The 18575-nt window shown below is 50.6% G+C and carries 16 protein-coding genes, 1 tRNA gene and 1 other RNA gene; 5 read left to right on the top strand and 13 right to left on the bottom strand.

Annotated features, from left to right (window positions below):
• Positions 1-4: 4 nt before the first annotated feature.
• The 5 genes from phoB to EPV75_RS03305 all read right to left on the bottom strand — a co-directional run bounded on the left by phoB (position 5) and on the right by EPV75_RS03305 (position 6454).
• Positions 5-697, bottom strand: coding sequence for a phosphate regulon transcriptional regulator PhoB (phoB, locus tag EPV75_RS03325; RefSeq protein ID WP_029939825.1), 693 nt, complete (start codon positions 695-697; stop codon positions 5-7).
• A gap of 12 nt (positions 698-709) precedes the next feature.
• The gene (gene phoU / locus EPV75_RS03320) at positions 710-1444 is read right to left on the bottom strand and encodes a phosphate signaling complex protein PhoU (protein ID WP_029939824.1); all 735 of its coding nucleotides are present in this window, start codon (positions 1442-1444) and stop codon (positions 710-712) included.
• A gap of 213 nt (positions 1445-1657) precedes the next feature.
• A complete protein-coding gene (pstB, locus tag EPV75_RS03315; protein ID WP_029939823.1) occupies positions 1658-2476 on the bottom strand; it encodes a phosphate ABC transporter ATP-binding protein PstB in 819 nt (272 codons plus the stop codon).
• 52 nt (positions 2477-2528) lie between these two features.
• A complete protein-coding gene (gene pstA / locus EPV75_RS03310; protein ID WP_029939822.1) occupies positions 2529-4175 on the bottom strand; it encodes a phosphate ABC transporter permease PstA in 1647 nt (548 codons plus the stop codon).
• A gap of 11 nt (positions 4176-4186) precedes the next feature.
• Positions 4187-6454 carry an ABC transporter permease subunit gene (locus tag EPV75_RS03305; RefSeq protein WP_128384459.1) on the bottom strand — a complete coding sequence of 756 codons (2268 nt, stop codon included), beginning with the start codon at positions 6452-6454 and terminating at the stop codon, positions 4187-4189.
• Between the two features lie 507 nt (positions 6455-6961).
• Between EPV75_RS03305 and glnA the strand changes: the two genes are divergently transcribed.
• The gene (gene glnA / locus EPV75_RS03300; protein WP_128384458.1) at positions 6962-8368 is read left to right on the top strand and encodes a type I glutamate--ammonia ligase; all 1407 of its coding nucleotides are present in this window, start codon (positions 6962-6964) and stop codon (positions 8366-8368) included.
• A 151-nt stretch (positions 8369-8519) separates the two neighbouring features.
• Here the strand turns inward: glnA and EPV75_RS03295 are convergent, their stop codons facing one another.
• Both EPV75_RS03295 and EPV75_RS03290 read right to left on the bottom strand, forming a co-directional pair.
• The gene (locus EPV75_RS03295; RefSeq protein ID WP_029939819.1) at positions 8520-8711 is read right to left on the bottom strand and encodes a zinc-finger domain-containing protein; all 192 of its coding nucleotides are present in this window, start codon (positions 8709-8711) and stop codon (positions 8520-8522) included.
• Positions 8712-8744: 33 nt separating this feature from the next.
• Positions 8745-9671: a branched-chain amino acid transaminase gene (locus EPV75_RS03290; protein ID WP_127120072.1), complete on the bottom strand. Its 927-nt coding sequence runs from the start codon at positions 9669-9671 to the stop codon at positions 8745-8747.
• Positions 9672-9999: 328 nt separating this feature from the next.
• Between EPV75_RS03290 and EPV75_RS03285 the strand changes: the two genes are divergently transcribed.
• Together EPV75_RS03285 and argF are read left to right on the top strand one after the other, a co-directional pair.
• Positions 10000-11181: an acetylornithine transaminase gene (locus tag EPV75_RS03285; protein ID WP_128384457.1), complete on the top strand. Its 1182-nt coding sequence runs from the start codon at positions 10000-10002 to the stop codon at positions 11179-11181.
• Between the two features lie 31 nt (positions 11182-11212).
• A complete protein-coding gene (gene argF, locus EPV75_RS03280; protein WP_192894027.1) occupies positions 11213-12115 on the top strand; it encodes an ornithine carbamoyltransferase in 903 nt (300 codons plus the stop codon).
• 101 nt (positions 12116-12216) lie between these two features.
• Here the strand turns inward: argF and recR are convergent, their stop codons facing one another.
• The 5 genes from recR to EPV75_RS03255 form a co-directional block, all read right to left on the bottom strand.
• Positions 12217-12810 (bottom strand): recombination mediator RecR, encoded by a 594-nt coding sequence (gene recR, locus EPV75_RS03275; RefSeq protein WP_128384456.1) that lies wholly within the window; start codon positions 12808-12810, stop codon positions 12217-12219.
• A gap of 47 nt (positions 12811-12857) precedes the next feature.
• A complete protein-coding gene (locus tag EPV75_RS03270) occupies positions 12858-13187 on the bottom strand; it encodes a YbaB/EbfC family nucleoid-associated protein (RefSeq protein ID WP_029939814.1) in 330 nt (109 codons plus the stop codon).
• Positions 13188-13199: 12 nt separating this feature from the next.
• Positions 13200-15530 carry a DNA polymerase III subunit gamma/tau gene (dnaX, locus tag EPV75_RS03265; protein ID WP_128384455.1) on the bottom strand — a complete coding sequence of 777 codons (2331 nt, stop codon included), beginning with the start codon at positions 15528-15530 and terminating at the stop codon, positions 13200-13202.
• 104 nt (positions 15531-15634) lie between these two features.
• Positions 15635-15731, bottom strand: an RNA gene (gene ffs / locus EPV75_RS03260) — signal recognition particle sRNA small type.
• Between the two features lie 79 nt (positions 15732-15810).
• Positions 15811-15886: transfer RNA gene (locus tag EPV75_RS03255), tRNA-Asn, on the bottom strand.
• A gap of 237 nt (positions 15887-16123) precedes the next feature.
• Here EPV75_RS03255 and EPV75_RS03250 point away from each other — a divergent pair.
• Together EPV75_RS03250 and EPV75_RS03245 are read left to right on the top strand one after the other, a co-directional pair.
• Positions 16124-17452, top strand: coding sequence for an NAD(P)/FAD-dependent oxidoreductase (locus EPV75_RS03250; RefSeq protein WP_128384454.1), 1329 nt, complete (start codon positions 16124-16126; stop codon positions 17450-17452).
• A 167-nt stretch (positions 17453-17619) separates the two neighbouring features.
• Entirely contained in the window at positions 17620-18009 is a 390-nt protein-coding gene (locus EPV75_RS03245) for a DUF4870 family protein (RefSeq protein WP_225972381.1), read from the top strand.
• Between the two features lie 63 nt (positions 18010-18072).
• On the opposite strand, the gene EPV75_RS03240 is transcribed toward EPV75_RS03245, so the two are convergent.
• Positions 18073-18552, bottom strand: a complete 480-nt coding sequence (locus tag EPV75_RS03240) for an efflux RND transporter periplasmic adaptor subunit (protein ID WP_128384453.1) — start codon at positions 18550-18552, stop codon at positions 18073-18075.
• Positions 18553-18575 lie beyond the last annotated feature (23 nt).

Here is an 18575-nt window from a genome sequence, read left to right as displayed (position 1 = left end):
CCTCTTATTCAACAGAGAAACGATAGCCAGCACCTCTTACGGTTTGAATCGTATCGGCTGCCCCGACGGGCTCCAATAGTTTTCTGAGACGCCGAATGTGAACATCGACGGTTCTCTCTTCGACCACGACATTCTCCCCCCACACCTGGTCCAGCAACTGGACACGGGTATAAACACGGTTGGAATGCGTCATGAAGAAATGCATCAACTTGAACTCTGTTGGCCCAAGTTTAACTTCTTGGTCATTGACTGTAAAACGGTAACTGGATAAATCCAGCTTCAAATCGCCGGAACGCACCACGTCCAGCGCATTCTTTTCGGGGGATTGACGTCGCAGCAAGGCCTTGACCCGTGCCACCAAGGCTCGCGGCGAAAAGGGTTTGACGACGTAATCGTCGGCACCCGCATCAAAACCCTGCACCTGGTCGTTTTCCTCACCACGGGCCGTCAGCATGATAATCGGAATGCCGGCGGTCTGGTCGTTCTGACGAATACGCTGAGCCAGCGAAACACCCGACACGCCCGGCAACATCCAATCCAATAACACGCAGTCCGGCTGGTGTTCCAACAACAGTTTCCAGCCTTGCTCTGCATTCGGGGCTTCGATGACCTTATAATTCGCCGCTGTTAACGTGAAATTCAACATATCGCGAATGGCGGCTTCATCTTCGACCACTAAAATGCATTGCTCTGTCATAAATCTTTCCCGTTAAGATTCCAGCTCGCTCAAGAACTCGTTTAAGCGTTCGCTGTCTAGGTTACGCATATCCATCCCTTGAACCAGGTAGATGATGCTTTCCACAATGTTTCTGGCATGATCCGATACACGCTCGGAAGCGCGCAATGCGATGATCATTTCCATCAGACATTCTACTTGATCCGGCATCTCTTTCAGAGAGGTTTTCAAATCCGCCATGGCATCGGCGAAAATGTCGTCGATCAATTCTTCTTCCTGAATGATTTTACCAGCCCCTTCGGTGGAAACGCGAGCAAAAGAATCCAGCGCAGTTTTCAGCATGGCGTTGGAGCGCGTGGAAATGTCCATCAATTCAACGTAGCCCGGCAATTCAGCGCACTTCACTTGGTGCTCTTTTCCGAACACGATGACCATTTTCGCGATCTTGACGATTTCGTCGCCCATACGCTCCAGATCGATGGCGATGCGAATCGCGGCAATGATCAAACGCAAATCGGAAGCCGTCGGTTGTTGGCGCGCCAATACTTTCGCGCACAAACGGTCGATTTCCATTTCCGCTTTATTAATTGCTTTGTCGAAGGCGATGATTTCCACCGCTTTTTCGGTATCGCCACTGCCCAAAGCGACCAACGCCGTTTCAAACTGGCGCTCGACCATGCCGCCCATTTCCAGAATGTGGTTGAACAAATCTTCCAGATTACGGTTCAGCATTTCCGAAATGTGTGAGCTGAATTCTTGTTTTTCCATGTGATGACTCTCCTGACTGTTCTTATAACTATAACTCAATACTCAACATTGAGAGCTTTGCACGAGTGGGACGCGAGGAAAAAATGAGATAAAATTTTTCTGAATCAGGCGGAAAACGAAGTTAATAGCTAGCTATTAACGAGTTTTTCAACGACATTCAGGAAGATTTTAGCTATTTTTAGCCGTGTACCCATCTCGTGTAAAGCTCTCAACTTAACCGTAACGACCGGAAATGTAATCTTCGGTACGTTTGACTTGCGGATTCGTGAACAGAGAGTCGGTATCGGTGTATTCGATCAAGTCTCCCATGTACATGAATGCGGTGTAATCGGACACACGAGCTGCCTGCTGCATGTTGTGCGTGACGATCAAAATCGTGAAGTCCTTTTTCAGCTCGAAAATCAATTCTTCGATGGCCAAAGTGGAAATCGGATCCAGTGCCGATGTCGGTTCGTCCAACAACAAAACTTCCGGCTTGATGGCGATGGCACGCGCGATACACAAACGCTGTTGCTGACCACCCGACATGCCCAAAGCATTCTCGTCCAAACGGTCTTTGACTTCTTCCCAAAGTCCGGCGCCTTTCAAGGCCCATTCCACCGTTTCATCCAGCACGTTCTTATCGCTGATGCCTTGCAGACGCAAACCGTAACAGACGTTTTCATAAATCGATTTCGGGAAAGGGTTCGGCTTTTGGAACACCATGCCCACACGACGACGCAGCGCCGCCACATCCATGTGCTTACTGTACATGTCGTCCCCGTGCAAAAGCATCTCCCCTTCCACGCGCACGATGTCAATCAAATCGTTCATGCGGTTGAAGCAGCGCAACAAGGTGGACTTCCCGCAACCCGACGGCCCGATAAACGCCGTCACACGGTTTTGCGGCAGTTTCATATTGATGTTCTGCAAGGCTTGTTTGGAACCGTAAAACAGGTTCCAATCCTTGACCTCAATCGCCATTTTTTCGTTGTCCAAGTGCATACCACGATGATCACGATCAATCGAAATATTCATATTCTGTTCAGTCATAACAACATTCCTATTCTAAAATTCTATTGCAATAATCCACCAGGCCTGGTCATTAATTATCCAGAGCCTTGTACTTCTCTCTCAGCTTATTACGGATCGTGATCGCTCCGAGGTTCAAACCGATGATGATCAACACCAACAACAAAGAGGTGGCATAGACCAACGGCTGAGACGCTTCAACGTTCGGGCTTTGGAAACCGACGTCGTAGATATGGAAACCAAGGTGCATGAACTTACGGTCCAAGTGAATAAACGGTGCGTTCAAATCGATTGGCAGTTCCGGCGCCAATTTCACCACACCGACCAACATCAACGGTGCCACTTCCCCGGCGGCACGCGCCACGGCCAGAATCAGACCGGTCATAATCGCCGGCATCGACATCGGCAGGACAATTTTCATAATGGTTTCGGACTTGGTCGCACCCAGCGCCAGACCACCCTCACGCAAGGCACGCGGAATACGGGACAAGCCTTCCTGAGTCGAAACGATCACCACCGGCAGGGTCAATAACGCCATCGTCAAAGAAGCCCACAGCAACGCCGGCGTACCGAAGGTCGGACTCGGCAAGGCGTAACTGTAGAAGAGTTCGTCGATACTGCCCCCGATGATGTAAACGAAGAACCCGAGACCGAAGATACCGAACACGATGGACGGCACCCCCGCCAGGTTGTTGATGGAAATTCGTACCGTCCGCAATAAAATGCCGTCTTTGGCGTATTCGCTCATATAGACGGCGGCAATCACCCCCATCGGCGTCACAAAAATCGCCATCAGGATCACCATCGTTACCGTCCCGACGATGGCCGGGAAAACCCCGCCTTCGGTGTTCGCTTCACGCGGATCGTCAATCAAGAAGTGTCCGATGGACGTGAAGAAGAAACCAACCTGCTCGCCAAACGTCATGTTGTTTGGCTGCCAGAAACGTACAATGGATTTCAACGGAACATGAATGAATTTATTTCCCGCAATTTGCAACGTAACTTCACCCAGATTATTGGACTGGCGATACAACACCTTCAACGTATCTTGCTGATCACTGAATTCTTGTTTCAGCGTGGTGCGCTCGGCCTCGAACTCGGCTTGTTTCTCGGCAGTGTATTCACCGTCGGTCTCAAGCCGCTTTTCATTCAAACGCAGTTGCTCTAATTTATAGTTAATACCACCGATAATGACTTTTTCGATGTATCGGATTTGGTTGTGTAGATCCAGACCACTGTCCACCAGCTGCTGCATCATCGGCAACACATTATCGCCACGTGCGACGATTTTGCCGTCCTGCTTAATGTATTCCAAATGGCCGTAGACATTCCCCCATTCGTAACGCTCCACCACCGTGACGCCGTCATCGAGAATGTCCTGGCGACCGATGATGTTCGCCGAATTAATCCAGCGGAAATCAATGCCGTAAACGTCACGGTTACCGACTTTCAATAGGTACTGCGGAATGCGGACAATGCCGTCTTCGGCTTTCGGGTCTTTGAATTCCTTGCTTTTGACTTCATGCAATTCACCGACCACTTGCTCCAGTTTGCCGTTATCGGTTTTCACTTCGTATTCATACACCGAATGCGGCCAGAAATGCACCAGGCCTCGGAACGAAATCATCAACAACAAGCCAACGACCAACACCACACTGATACTGACAGTCGACGCACTAAACCAAACCCAATGTTCGCCTTTTTTGAACCATTCTTTCATGTCAATATCCTTTATAGTGAGCCATACTTACGGCGCATGCGTTCGCGCACCACTTCTGCGAGCGTATTGAAAACAAACGTGAAGATAAACAGAATCAGACCGGACAGGAACAGCACTCGATAATGCGAACTGTACAGTTCCGCTTCCGGCATTTCCACCGCCAAGTTGGCCGACAGAGTACGCATCCCCTGGAAGATGTTCACATCCATCAGCGGCGTGTTGCCGGAGGCCATCAATACGATCATCGTTTCCCCGATGCCGCGCCCGAAACCGAGCATGATGGCCGAAAAGATTCCCGGACTGGCCGTCGGCAAGACCACACCGACCAATGTCTGCCACCCGCTGGCGCCCAACGCCAGAGAACCGTTCACCAAGTAACTCGGCACGTTGTAGATGGCGTCTTCCGCCACCGAGAAAATGGTTGGGATCAAAGCGAAGCCCATCGCAAACCCGATGACCAAGGCATTACGCTGGTCAAAATCGATGCCGGCACTGGACGTTAACCAGTGACGCATATCACCGTGGAAGAACAGGTTTTCGATTGGTGAGCTCAACGACAGGGCAAACCAACCGAGAAAAACCACCACCGGCAGCATCAACACAGCCCGTCTGCCGGTTGGAATCAACAAACGCACCGGTTCCGGCAGACGAGACCAGCCAAAACCGAATAAAAGGATGCCGATGGGCACCACCAGTAAGATGGCAAAGAAGCCGGCCAAATGGGCTTCCATATACGGTGCCAGCCACAACCCGGCTAAGAAACCGAGAATAACCGTTGGCAGAGCTTCAATCAGCTCAATGGTTGGCTTGATGTATTGGCGGGTTTTGTTGTCCATAAAGAAGGCGGTGTAAATCGCCGCCAAAACGGCAATCGGCACGGCAAATAACATCGAATACAAAGCCGCTTTGATGGTACCGAACGTCAACGGCACCATGGAGAATTTCGGCTCGAAGTCGGCACTGGCGGACGAAGACTGCCAGGTATAGCTTGGCTCTTCGTAGCCCTCATACCAGACTTTCCCCCACAAACTGGAGAAAGAGACATCCGGGTGTTCGTTTTTAATGTCGTAATTGACCATCTGGCCGTCAGCGGTTTCCAGCAAAGCGCCGTTTCCGCGTTCCGCCATCAAAATGAAATTCAACCCGGTTTTCAAGTCCACCGAGGCCAAATGTCTTTCCGCCGTGGCGTTGTACAAATTGATTTCATCGGAACGGTCCAGCGTCACAAACCCTTTACGACTGTGTTCGATAGCGATGAAGTTCACAGGCTTCTTATCCACTTCAAACTCACGAATAAACTCCAACTGGAAGTTGTTGTTTTCGTCTCGTACCGGGAACCATTGCAACACACGCCCTTTCGACGTCCCGACCATCAAGGAATATTCACCCAACAAAAAACGTAATGACGAAATGTGCTCATCACCATTGACCATATTCACTTTTTGCAACAAAACCGGCTCACGAATATTCGACAAATCATAATACAAGGTCGAACCGTCTTCGGACACCAGATACAAATTACGCATATTGCCGCCCATCATCAGCCAATCGACCGGCATATTGTTCGGCACTTCGCCTTCAGCGTATTCTTCAAGGGCCACGTCATCCGACAACATGGATTCGACTTTGTCGTATTGTTTGACGAACACATGCGACTGACCCGCTAATTGATAGGCCACCACCAACTGAGAATCGCTGCTGCGCGCCGCGACTTTGGAAATGGGTTGATCGGCCACAACCAATGGCTCCTGCCCGAACGGAAAAGTCAAGGCCGGCGTGATTTTACGAACGTTATCCGGGTAGGTCACTTTATAACCGTATTTTGCGAGCAATACCCCGCCACCGGACAAACCGAACGCAATCAATTTATCGGACTCCTTCACCCGCGCAAAACTGGTAATCGACTCCCCATTCAACGGCAAGCTGGACTCGGTCAGCAGTTGTCCATTATTGGCATTGAACCCGATCAACTTACCGGATTCGGTGATGCGCATCGCCGTTTCCTTATATTCATCCATGCCGTAAAAAAGCGTCTTCTCCTGACTGCCGCCCGGCAACGCATACGAAGCGTGCTCCTTGACACTGGCCGGCATAAACAAAGGCGCCACCACATAAACAAGGAAGAACATAATCAGCAGCACCGACAAAATAACCCCGACGCCACCGACTGAAATACTGGAAGCCCACCCCTTATCAACAAGGTTACGGCGTTTGATACGCTTTTCAAACTTAGGCCCTTTCAGAGCCTGTTCTAATGCTTTCTGCGCTGACTGATCCATCCAAAATTCCTAGGGAGTGATTTAAGATGTGTAGATAATAGCTTTTCAATATGACAGAAAGATTAAACTCCCAAAGAATTTGATCTGAGAGCCGCTTAAACTCACGACTTCCCATTTTCAACCGCCTGGTTTAAAATGCACCAAAACAACCCAACTTGCACCAATAAAACATCCTTGTTACTGGCCTTTGAACAACAACAATACTTTTATTGAGAGTATTTTTTCTTGTCTATCAAGGACTTAAAAATCTTTAAAAAAATATTGGCATTCTGGCATGGTTCCAGCTATTATCAACAGGACAAAATTTTATGAAATCCGGTAGATTCCAGCGAATTTACCGGGCTTTAAACGGTTGCACCAAACACACATTCAAACTTATTTTTTTTAATTCAACGTGCGATTTTAGCGCATTCGAGAACAAGGACGGACCACTCAGCACTCGCTGAAAATCCTTGACTTGCTTCAAGAACCACTTCGCATTTTTCAACAATCTAAAAGGACACACTTATGTCGCAAGAAATTTTTGATTTAATCAAAGACAATGACGTTAAATGGGTAGATCTTCGCTTTACCGACACACATGGTAAAGAGCAACATGTCACCATCCCGGCTGATAAAGTGGATGAAGACTTTTTTGCGGACGGTGAAACTTTTGACGGTTCATCCATTCAAGGCTGGAAAGGTATCAACAACTCGGACATGATCTTGATGCCACAAACCGATGGTTTCTTCATGGACCCATTCACCAATGATCCAACTTTGATTATCCGTATGATGATTGTTGAGCCTTCCACGATGGAAGCTTATGAAAAGGATCCTCGCGGCATCGCGAAAAAAGCGGAATCATACCTGGCTTCTACCGGCATCGCCGACTCGGCTTTCTTCGGTCCAGAACCAGAATTCTTCATCTTTGACGACGTTCGTTGGGGCGCAGACATGTCCGGCTGCTTCGTTAAGATGCAATCCGGCGAATCCGCTTGGGATTCTGAAAAAGTTTACGAAGACGGTAACATCGGTCACCGTCCTAAGGTAAAAGGCGGTTACTTCCCAGTACCACCAGTTGACCAATTGCACGAAGTGCGTGCGGACATCTGCGCCATGGCCGAAGCAATGGGCCTCAAACTGGAAGCACACCACCATGAAGTGGCTGCAGGCGGACAATGTGAATTGGCGGTAGCCGGTAACACTTTGACTGCAAAAGCCGACGAAGTGCAAATTCTGAAATACGCAGTACACAACACCTGTAACGCTTTGGGTAAAACAGCGACTTTCATGCCTAAGCCAATCGTCGGTGACAACGGTTCCGGTATGCACATCAACATGTCTTTGTCGAAAGGTGGCAAAAACATTTTCGCAGGTGACGTTTATTCCGGTCTATCGCAAGAAGCCATTTGGTACATCGGTGGTTTGATCAAGCATGCTCGTGCCTTGAACGCCTTCACTAACCCGGGCACTAACTCTTATAAGCGTTTGGTCCCTGGTTTCGAAGCGCCAATTCTATTGGCCTACTCCGGTTCTAACCGTTCTGCTTCCATCCGTATCCCATACGCGCCGTCTGAAAGATCACGTCGTGTTGAGCTACGTTTCCCGGATGCAACGGCTAACCCATACTTGGCGTTCTCTGCTTCCTTGATGGCCGGCCTTGACGGTATCATGAACCAGATCGATCCAGGCGAGCCTTCCGAGAAAGATCTGTACGATTTGCCACCGGAAGAAGAAGCCACTTACACCACGGTTTGTGCGTCTTTGGAAGAAGCCTTGGCGGCGTTGGACGAAGACAGAGAGTTCTTGAAAGCCGGTGGCGTCTTCACAGACGAAGCCATCGACTCTTACATCGAACTGAAAATGGAAGAAGTGACACGCATGCGTGCAACCACTCACCCAATCGAGTTCGACATGTACTACTCTCGTTAATCGCAAGATTAACCGAAACCCAAAAAAGCCCGCAAAAGCGGGCTTTTTTTATGCCTGACAAAGAGATATACGTTAAACGCTATTACTGACGTTCAGACATAAAAAAACGACCAGGCCTGGTCGTTTTTCAAATAGGTCAAAAGCGATTCAATCAGTGGCTTTTGTGATTTGGATCCCAGTCTTTCAGAACATACTCGGTTCCACAGTAAGGACATTTCGATTTGCCGGTTTCTTCAATCGGCAACATGACCTTCGGGTGGGAATTCCATTGCTCCTGACCACGCATCGGGCACGTCAGCGGCAAATCATCGTATGTGATTTCAATAACGGTTTGTTTACTCATAAATCTTCTCTTACGTTTCCAATTCCAATTTCATCAAGCGACCGGCGTCAACCAATCCAAATGCGCTTCGGACCGGCCGTGGACCACATCGAAATATTTGGTTTGCAGCATTTCGGTCACCGGCCCACGAGACCCTTGACCGATGGTTCGATTGTCCAACTCGCGAATCGGCGTGACTTCCGCCGCCGTTCCGGTAAAGAAAGCTTCATCGGCGATATAGACTTCATCACGCGTAATGCGTTTTTCACGCACTTCATACCCGGCATCTTTTGCCAACTGCATAATGGTTTTACGGGTAATCCCGTCCAATGCCGCGGTCAATTCCGGCGTGTAAATCACACCGTCGCGAACCATAAAGAAGTTCTCGCCGGACCCTTCGGAAACATACCCTTCCGTATCCAGCAACAACGCCTCGTCACAACCGTGACTGACCGCTTCCTGCAGGGCCAGCATCGAATTCATATACGAACCGTTGGACTTGGCCTTCGTCATGGTAACGTTAACATGATGACGCGTGAAAGAAGATGTGGCGATTTTAATGCCTTTTTTCAAGTTTTCTTCACCCATATAAGCGCCCCATTCCCAGGCCGCAACCACAACGTGCGCTTTCAGGTTATCGGCGCGCAACCCCATGCCTTCCGAACCGTAAAACACCATCGGACGGATATAAGCGGATTTCAAATCGTTTTCACGCACCGCGGCACGCTGCGCTTCGTTCAATTCCTCTTTGGAAAACGGCATCGGCATGTTCATGATTTTGGCCGAATTAAATAAGCGATCGGTATGGGCTTCCAAGCGAAAAATGGCGGTGCCCTGCTCGGCTTCATAGGCGCGCACCCCCTCAAACACCCCCATTCCATAATGTAAGGTATGGGTCAGGACATGGGTTTTCGCTTCCCGCCAATCAACCATTTCACCATCCAGCCAAATCAGGCCGTCACGATCACTCATTGTTTGCATTGCAAGATTTCCTTATATCTGTTTTTTTGTTCTTCCATCTCGGCACCGACATGGATTTTATTCGGGACTAATTTGCATTATTTTATCCTAAATTGGATTTTTCAGCATCACGATTTATAGCTCTTTCATAGACTTGTGCCGTCCTTTCCGCGGAATTTCACCACAATTTTGCTTGAAATTACGGAGCATATGATTAAAATCATTCTTTTGAATTTATAAATAAAAACCCGATTCGATTCAAAAAAGCAATCCCAAGCTCGTCTTGCGATTGCTTTTTTGTTTTCAAAGACCCTTTTATTGAAAACGCTGGAAAAGAATAATAACGACAATGAAAACATCACCGCATTTAATGAACACCTATGCCAGACTGCCGGTTTGCTTTAAATCCGGTAAAGGCGCTTGGCTTTACGACGAAAACGGCCAAAACTATCTGGACGCCATCAGCGGCATCGCCGTGTGCAGCTTAGGACACGCCCACCCGGAAATCACCGAAACGATTTGCGCCCAAAGCCGTGAATTGATTCACACCTCCAATCTGTATTGCATTGAAAAGCAAGCGGCCTTGGCGGAAGAATTGATCGACATCTCCGGCATGGAAAAAGTGTTCTTCTGCAACTCCGGTGCCGAAGCAAATGAAACCGCCATTAAAATCGCGCGCAAATACGCCTACCAGCAACAAATTACTGCGCCGAAAATCATCGTCATGGAAAACAGTTTCCACGGTCGAACACTGGCCACCTTGTCGGCCACCGGCAACAAAAAAGTTCAGGAAGGGTTCGCCCCTCTTGTGGAAGGCTTCGTCCGTGTGCCATTCGGCGATGCCGACGCCGTGGAAGCCCACAATGGCGACCAGGACGTCGTCGCCGTTCTGGTGGAACCGATTCAGGGTGAAGGCGGGGTCAATATCCCGCCGAAAGGTTATTTAAAAGCCATTCGCGCCATCTGCGACCGTAACGGCTGGCTGATGATGCTGGACGAAATTCAAACCGGTATCGGCCGTACCGGCAAATGGTTCGCCCACCAACACGAAGGCATCCAACCGGACGTCATGTCTCTGGCCAAGGCACTGGGGAACGGTTTGCCAATCGGTGCCTGCTTGGCCGGGCAAAAAGCCGCCAATATTCTGGAACCCGGCAATCACGGCACCACCTTCGGTGGCAACCCGTTAGCCTGCGCAGCAGGCCTGGCCGTTTTAAAGGTCATGAGAACCCATAACTTCATCGAACATGTCGCCGATAAAGGCCAGGAAATCCTGACGCGTTTTCAATCCGCTCTGTCCGACAACCCGGCGGTTAAAGACGTTCGCGGCCTCGGTTACATGATCGGCATCGAGCTGGATCGGCCATGCGCCGAGCTGGTCGCCCAGGCGCTGGAAAAACGCGTTCTGATCAACGTCACGCAAGGCAACACCATCCGTTTGCTGCCGGCTTTCGTGATGTCCAACGACCAAACCGATCAATTGATTGAAACCGTCGTCGAACTCGTCAACCAATTCACCCAGCAAGGTTAATTCGCTTGCCAGAACTGAAAGAAGACAGCTTATGAGCATCAGACATTTTTTAACCTTAAACGACCTCTCTTCCGAGGAACTGAACCAACTGCTACTGCGCGCCGTTGAGTTGAAGAAAATGCAAAAGTCGGGCGAGATTTTCGAGCCGTTGAAAAACCAAACACTGGCGATGATTTTCGAAAAATCCTCGACCCGTACCCGCATCTCGTTTGAAATCGGCATGAGTCAACTGGGCGGCCATGCCCTATTCCTTTCGCCCAAAGACACCCAACTAGGTCGCGGCGAGCCGATTGAAGACAGTGCACGCGTCATTTCCAGCATGGCCGACGGCATCATGATTCGCACCTTCGGGCACGACGTCGTGGAAAAAATGGCCGAGCATTCTCAAGTGCCGGTCATCAACGCCCTGACGGACGACTTCCACCCTTGCCAATTATTGGCGGACATGCAGACCTATTACGAGCACCGCGGCAGCATTGCCGGCAAAACCGTATTGTGGGTTGGCGACGGCAACAACATGTGCCACTCTTACATTAACGCCGCCAAACAATACGGCTTCAAACTGCGCATTTCCACCCCGGAAGACTACGAACCGAACGCCGATTTGGTCGCCGCCAATCAAGACCGAGTGGAATTGATTCGCAACCCGATGGACGCGGCCGAAAACGTGGATTTGGTGGTCACGGATGTCTGGGCCAGCATGGGCCAGGAAGAAGAACAGAAAAAGCGCGAGCGCGCCTTTAAGGATTACCAGGTCAACAGCGAATTGATGGCGCAAGCCAATTCGGACGCCCTGTTCATGCATTGTTTGCCGGCCCACCGCGGCGAAGAAGTCTCAGCCGAGGTCATGGATGCCGAAGACAGCGTCGTCTGGGACGAAGCCGAAAACCGGTTACACGCTCAAAAAGCGCTGCTGGAATTCCTCATGGCGTAACCTCCATTCAAATCGTCTAAAAAAACGGCCGGCATAGTTCACCTATGCCGGCCGTTTTTTCATTTAGATTCTGTGAAAGATAACTATCGATTCATGCCACACTAAACCGCTTTGCGCCCGGCAAAGGCCTGACTGAGCGTTCCACTGTCGATATATTCCAACTCGCCGCCCAACGGAATGCCCTGCGCCAAACGCGTGACCGGCACCTGCATCGAGGTTGCCATCTGATGGATATAATGTGCGGTCGCCTCGCCTTCCACGGTCGGATTAGTGGCCAGAATCAATTCCGAGACCTCGCCGTCCTTCAAGCGCTCTTCCAGCAGAGGCAACCCCAAGTCTTCCGGCCCAACGCCATCAATCGGCGACAAATGCCCCATCAAAACAAAATACAGTCCCTGGTAAATGCCGGACTGCTCAATCGCCACCACATCGGTCGGCGTTTCCACAATACAGAGTTGATCACGTTTACGCGCCGGCGACGCGCAGATACGGCAGACGTCGGTTTCGGAAAAGTTGCGACACTGGTCACAATGCCCGACCTTATCGATGGCCTCGACAATCGCCTCCGCCAATCGCTTGCCACCGTTTGGGTTGTTTTGCAACAGATAGTAGGCCATCCGCTGCGCCGACTTGGGGCCGATGGTCGGCAACAATTTGAAGGCTTCAATCAATTCGTTAATCAAAGGGCTTTGCATCTAGCGCTGTCCTATCCGTCAATAGCGTAAAAAACAACCAGGCCTGGTCAAAACGGCATTTTCATGCCCGGTGGCAAATCAATCCCACCGGTTAATCCCGACATGCGCTCCTGCGTTTCTTCCTCAACACGACGTGCCGCGCTGTTAACCGCCGCCGCAAACAAGTCTTCCAGCATTTCACGGTCGTCCATCAAACTGTCGTCAATGTCCACCTTAACCAGTTCGTGCTTACCCGTCATGACCACTTTGACCATCCCGCCACCGGCTTCACCGGTAATTTCCATTTGCGCGATTTCTTCTTGCGCCGCTTGCATATTCTTTTGCATTTCCTGGGCTTGCTTCATCAAGTTGCCCAAACCACCTTTTCCACCAAACATGGCTACTCCTTTCTAGTGTTTGACCGGTCGAATCGACGATTCGATGACCTTTAAATTTAATGTCTGAATCAGGCTTTGCACCTGAGGGTCGGATTGAATACTGTTCACGGCATTCGCCTGCCGTTGAGCTTTCATTTCGATTTCATAACGCGCCGGGGTCAAATGGGCTTGATCGGCCTGCACAAACACCAATCGACAACCCAACTGTGCCTTGATTTGCTCTTCCAGCCGCTGTAAGGCCAGCTCGGTTTTCGCATGCATCTGTTGCGGATCCACACTCAACGTCAACGTCTGCGCATCCTGTGAGACCAGAATCGATTGCCGGGCCAACTCGGCGGCCATGCCATCCAACTGCAATTGCACGATCATCTGTAACCATTTATCGGCGTCACGCCATTCACCCGCATCCCCCGTGGAGACCGTTAGTGAAGAAACGGCGTCATTCGGACGATATTCCGGTTCGGCGCTTGCCACTTCCGCCATCGGCGGTTGGCTTTCTGCCATTACGCGTTCCGGTTCAGAAGCCGCCCCCTCCCAAGCCGGTTCCTGTCGAATCGCCGTATTCATGGAAGCCGTTTGCGGAGCATCCTCAAACGTTGGCGGAATCGATTCTGTACCAAGCGCCTCTTCGACCGTCGATTTCGGCCAAGGCGATTCATCCTGTAATGCCGCATTTGTCGAATCCGTCGGCGCGGCGTTCAACGCGTCGTCGGACATTGAATTGTCTTCTTCCCAAGGCAACGGAACGGAAGGTGCGGAGGCTTGCGACACGGGCGATTCGGACGGCGTTTCCATCGCCGGATTCAACGCGGTTTCAGCATCCGGATTGGCAACTGGAGGCTGAATAGACGCCTCTTCAGGCGCAGCCGATTCGGCCGCTGAACGGATCGTTTCAGGCTTTCCCAGCGTGAGGTCTAACCTCGCTTTTAAGTCCGCCAGATGATCGACCGGCGCATCAGGAACAGGTTCAGAAACCGCTTGGTTGAGAGCGGGTGTTGCAATCGATTCAGGCACCGGTTCGGCGATTACCATCGGCTCCGAGTCCATCACATCGTTCGAGGGAGATGCCACAGACTGCGCTGGCTCCGCCGTTTGAGACGGTTCGGCTGGTTCGGGTTCCGCAACATCTTTCAACCCTTGTTGTTTCAAGACATCGCCAGGCCGGGTGATTTTTGCCATCACCGAGGCTTCTCCGGAATTAGTGTTGGCAGGTGCTTGGACCGTTTCGCCACCCGAACTTAGTCCGCCGGCGCCCGGCGCCATCGGCTGAAAAGCCAACATCCGCAACAAAGCCATTTCGAAACCGATGCGGATATCGGGCGCCATCGACATATCCTGCTTGGCCAATAAGGCGATTTGGTAGAGAACCTGTACCCGCTCCGGCGAAAGCGTTTCAGCCAACACCTGCATGGTTTCGTCGTCCAGAACACACCCATCGTCCAATGTTCCCAATACCTGCAACAGGGTAATTTGGTGCAGAACTTCAATCAGTTGCGCGTTCAGTGCGGTATAGTCCACCCCCATCGCGGCCAACTGTTGGATGACGTTTTTTAAGGCGTCGGCGGATTCGTCCGCCAGAGCCGCCAGAATCTGCCGGGTGAATTGCTGATCAACCAAGCCAAGCATCGCCTGAACGGCCGCCAACTGAACCTGACCACCTCCGTAAGCGATGGCTTGATCGAGTATGCTCAGGGAATCTCGCGCCGAACCGTCGGCGCTTTTGGCAATCATCGCCAAGGCCGCGTCCTCAAACGTAATGCCTTCCTGCTGAAGAATATGCCCCAAATGGGTTTGAATCTGTGTTTGCGTCAAGCGCATCAAGTTGAACTGCAAGCAGCGCGATAAAACCGTCATAGGCAACTTGTGCGGATCGGTGGTGGCCAGCAGAAACTTCACATGTTCCGGCGGCTCTTCCAGAGTTTTCAACAACGCATTGAAACTGCTTTTCGACAGCATGTGCACTTCGTCGATGAGATAGACTTTATAACGCCCTTGAACCGGCGCATATTGGACGTTTTCCAACAATTCGCGCGTGTCTTCCACCTTGGTCTTGGAGGCCGCATCCACTTCTATCAGGTCGACAAAACGTCCTTCGTCAATCGACCGGCAGGTCGAACAAACACCACAGGGCTTGGAGCTGATCCCTTGCTCACAATTCAGGGCCTTGGAAAAAATCCGTGCGATGGTGGTTTTGCCCACCCCTCGGGTGCCGGTAAACAGATAGGCATGATGTAGCCGTTGCTGATCCAGCGCATTGGCAAGCGCTTGCATGACATGCTCTTGACCGACCAGTTCGGAGAAGTTTTTCGGGCGCCATTTTCTGGCTAAAACGGTATCGCTCACAGGCTTCGATTCTTATGATTGAAATAAGGACTATTTTAACGTCTAAGCAGAGGAATGCGAGTTTAAATTGAGGAAAATGAAAAGGCTTGAGAAAATGGAGGCGACCCTGCCCGCCTGACCTCGGCGCACGAATCAGAAGGTACCGTTGCTTCCTTCCGGACCTGGCGGGGTTTCCAACCTATCGTCGCGAGGGGACGAACAGAGTCACCATAATGTGAAAGACCAAATTCTAACAAAAAACAATAAAAAAAGCCGCATAAAAGCGGCTTTTTCAAGAATTTGGCTCCCCAAGCTGGACTCGAACCAGCGACATACGGATTAACAGTCCGGTGTTCTACCAACTGAACTATTGGGGAATAGTCATTCAAACCTTGCGTTTGATGGATGTGTATTATAGAGATAATTTTGTCTCTGACAAGCCCTATTTTGAAATTTTTGTGACTAATTGGGTAAAGTCTGAAAAAGCCCCTTTCAACCGGCTATTGAATACGTAAAATAACGCTATTACCTTTAACTTTTTACATCAATTCAGGTTGCACACGGTAGTTCGGCCTCTGTTGATTTGCCAACCCAACAGCAAAGAAGGACAGAACATGAAACAGATCGTGATTGTCGGCGGTGGTGCCGGCGGCTTGGAGCTGGCCACTCGCTTAGGTGACTCACTGGGTAGAAAGCGATTGGCGGAAATTACCTTGATTGACGCCAATCGCACCCACCTGTGGAAACCGCTGCTGCATGAAGTGGCTTCGGGTTCACTCGACACCGGCCATGAAGCCCTGAGCTACCGAGCCCACTCATCCGAACACCATTACTATTTTCGCATGGGGCAGATGGTCGGTCTCGACAAAACCAATCAAACCTTGACTCTGGCGCCGTTACTGGACCACCACGGCAAAGAGATTTTAGGCGAACGCCTCGTGCACTACGATTATCTGGTGATGGCCACCGGCGCCCGCAGCAACGACTTCGGTCTCAGCTCGGTGCGCGAGCATTGCCACACGTTGGATTCGGCCCAGGAAGCGGAGGATTTTCATCTCACCTTTCTGAATCGTTTCATGCAATTTTCGGAAGCCGCAAACCAGCATGCCTTGACCAATCATCATGACCAAACGCCGCCTGAGCCGGTTCGAGTGGCCATTGTCGGAGCCGGAGCCACTGGCGTTGAGCTGGCCGCGGAATTATGCAATGCCGTTGAACGGCTGGAAAAGTTCGGCATCAAGGCCATTCACCCCAGCAGCCTACAGGTCACGATCATTGAAGCCACCGATCGTATCTTGCCTGCCTTACCGGAATCTCTGGCCGCCAAGGCCGAGCAGGTTTTGAAAGAACATGGCGTTGATATACGCACCCAAACCATGATCAAAGACGTTCAGGCCCAACAGTTGATCACCGCGGATCAAACCCTTCAAGCCGACCTCTTAGTATGGGCGGCGGGCGTTAAAGCGCCGAAGTTTCTTTCAGAGCTCGGCTTGCCCACCAACCGCATCCATCAAATCGAAATCGACGCCAACTTGCAGGTTAAAGGTGAATCGGCGATTTTCGCCATCGGAGATTGTGCCAGCTTGATACAAGGCGCAGGTGAACAGGCTCGCCCGGTTCCTTCCTTGGCCCAGGCGGCGCATCAAATGGCCGCTACTTGCGCAACCAACCTGCAGGCGCTCATAGACGGGCAACCGCTGACATCATTCCTGTACCATGATCACGGGTCACTTTTATCACTGAGTCGATTCCAAACATTCGGTAGCGTATTGGATGAACTGTTCAAAAAGAACTGGATGCTGGAAGGCAAAATCGCCCATTGGGCTTACGCCAGCCTGTATCGTCAACACCAAATGACACTGCACGGCCTCGGACGCATGGTGTGGATTCTGCTCGCCGCCTTCATCGAACGGCGAGTCAAACCCAAACTGAAGCTGTACTGACATCCGTCAACACCCCGTTCCGGCAGCGCTCTCATCGTGCCTCATCATAGAATTCTATGATATTGAATCAAAAAAATTATATTGGAGAAAGCCCGGTTCATCGACAATAATGATTTTTGCTTAGCTCCACATTCTCACAATAACAATAATCAGGGAGGACACCATTTATGAGCGAACAAGCCACGGAAGCAAGGCCGTCGATTGAAGAGATGACGCGCAGTAACAGCACCTACGCCAAGATTATCTACATTCTGTATCTGGTCGGATTAGTGATGGGTCTGACAGCCATTATCGGCGTGGTCATGGCCTATGTGAAACGCAGTGAACCGGAAATGCCGGTTTGGCTGAAAACCCACTTCGACTTCCAAATTCAAACCTTCTGGTATGGCGTGATTTATCTGCTGGTCGGTATCTTGTTGGCCACCGTCTTTATCGGCGCAGTAGTGCTGGTGTGGTGGATGATCTGGTTGATTATCCGTTCGGTGAAAGGCCTCAGCGCACTGGACAGACAAACGGCCATCGAAGGCACATTCTTTGGTTTCGGCCGAGACCTATAACCCCTTTAACGCTTTCCAGTAGCGTTTTTTCAGCACCCGGCACTTTGCCGGGCCGACTTGTCATCAATATTCAATCTGAATCAACGGCGTATTTTCCTTATACACCGTTGTGCCTTTCGGCGCATTGATTTTAGCGATTTTGCCGGAAACCGGTGCCTTGATAACAAAGTATTTCGACCAGGCCTGGTAAGATTCCAGATTGCCTTGTGCTTTTACCAATTGCTGTTTCACCACACCATACGCCAACTGAGCCGCATCCAATTCACGCTTGGCGGTGACGGTTCGATCAAATAAATCCAGCGCTTGATCCAATTCGATTTGGGCATCCGCCAGTTTCAATTCCCACAATTTGACCTCGGCCCGGGCGGTTTTCAATTTGGCCTGATAACGGTCGTCATCGATGGTCATCAATAATTGACCGGTCTTAACGTTTTGTCCAGGCATCACCATGACTTTTTCAACCTGCCCCGCCACCAAAGAACCGATTTGAACCGTTTCGGCCCAAGCCGTTGGCATCCCGGCCAAAAAAAGACTTCCGGACATCAGACATCCGATCGTGCATCGTT

This window comes from Hydrogenovibrio thermophilus (assembly GCF_004028275.1).
Taxonomy (GTDB): domain Bacteria; phylum Pseudomonadota; class Gammaproteobacteria; order Thiomicrospirales; family Thiomicrospiraceae; genus Hydrogenovibrio; species Hydrogenovibrio thermophilus.
The sequence above is the reverse complement of the archived record's forward strand: the minus strand, read 5'-3'. Positions and strand labels throughout refer to the sequence as shown.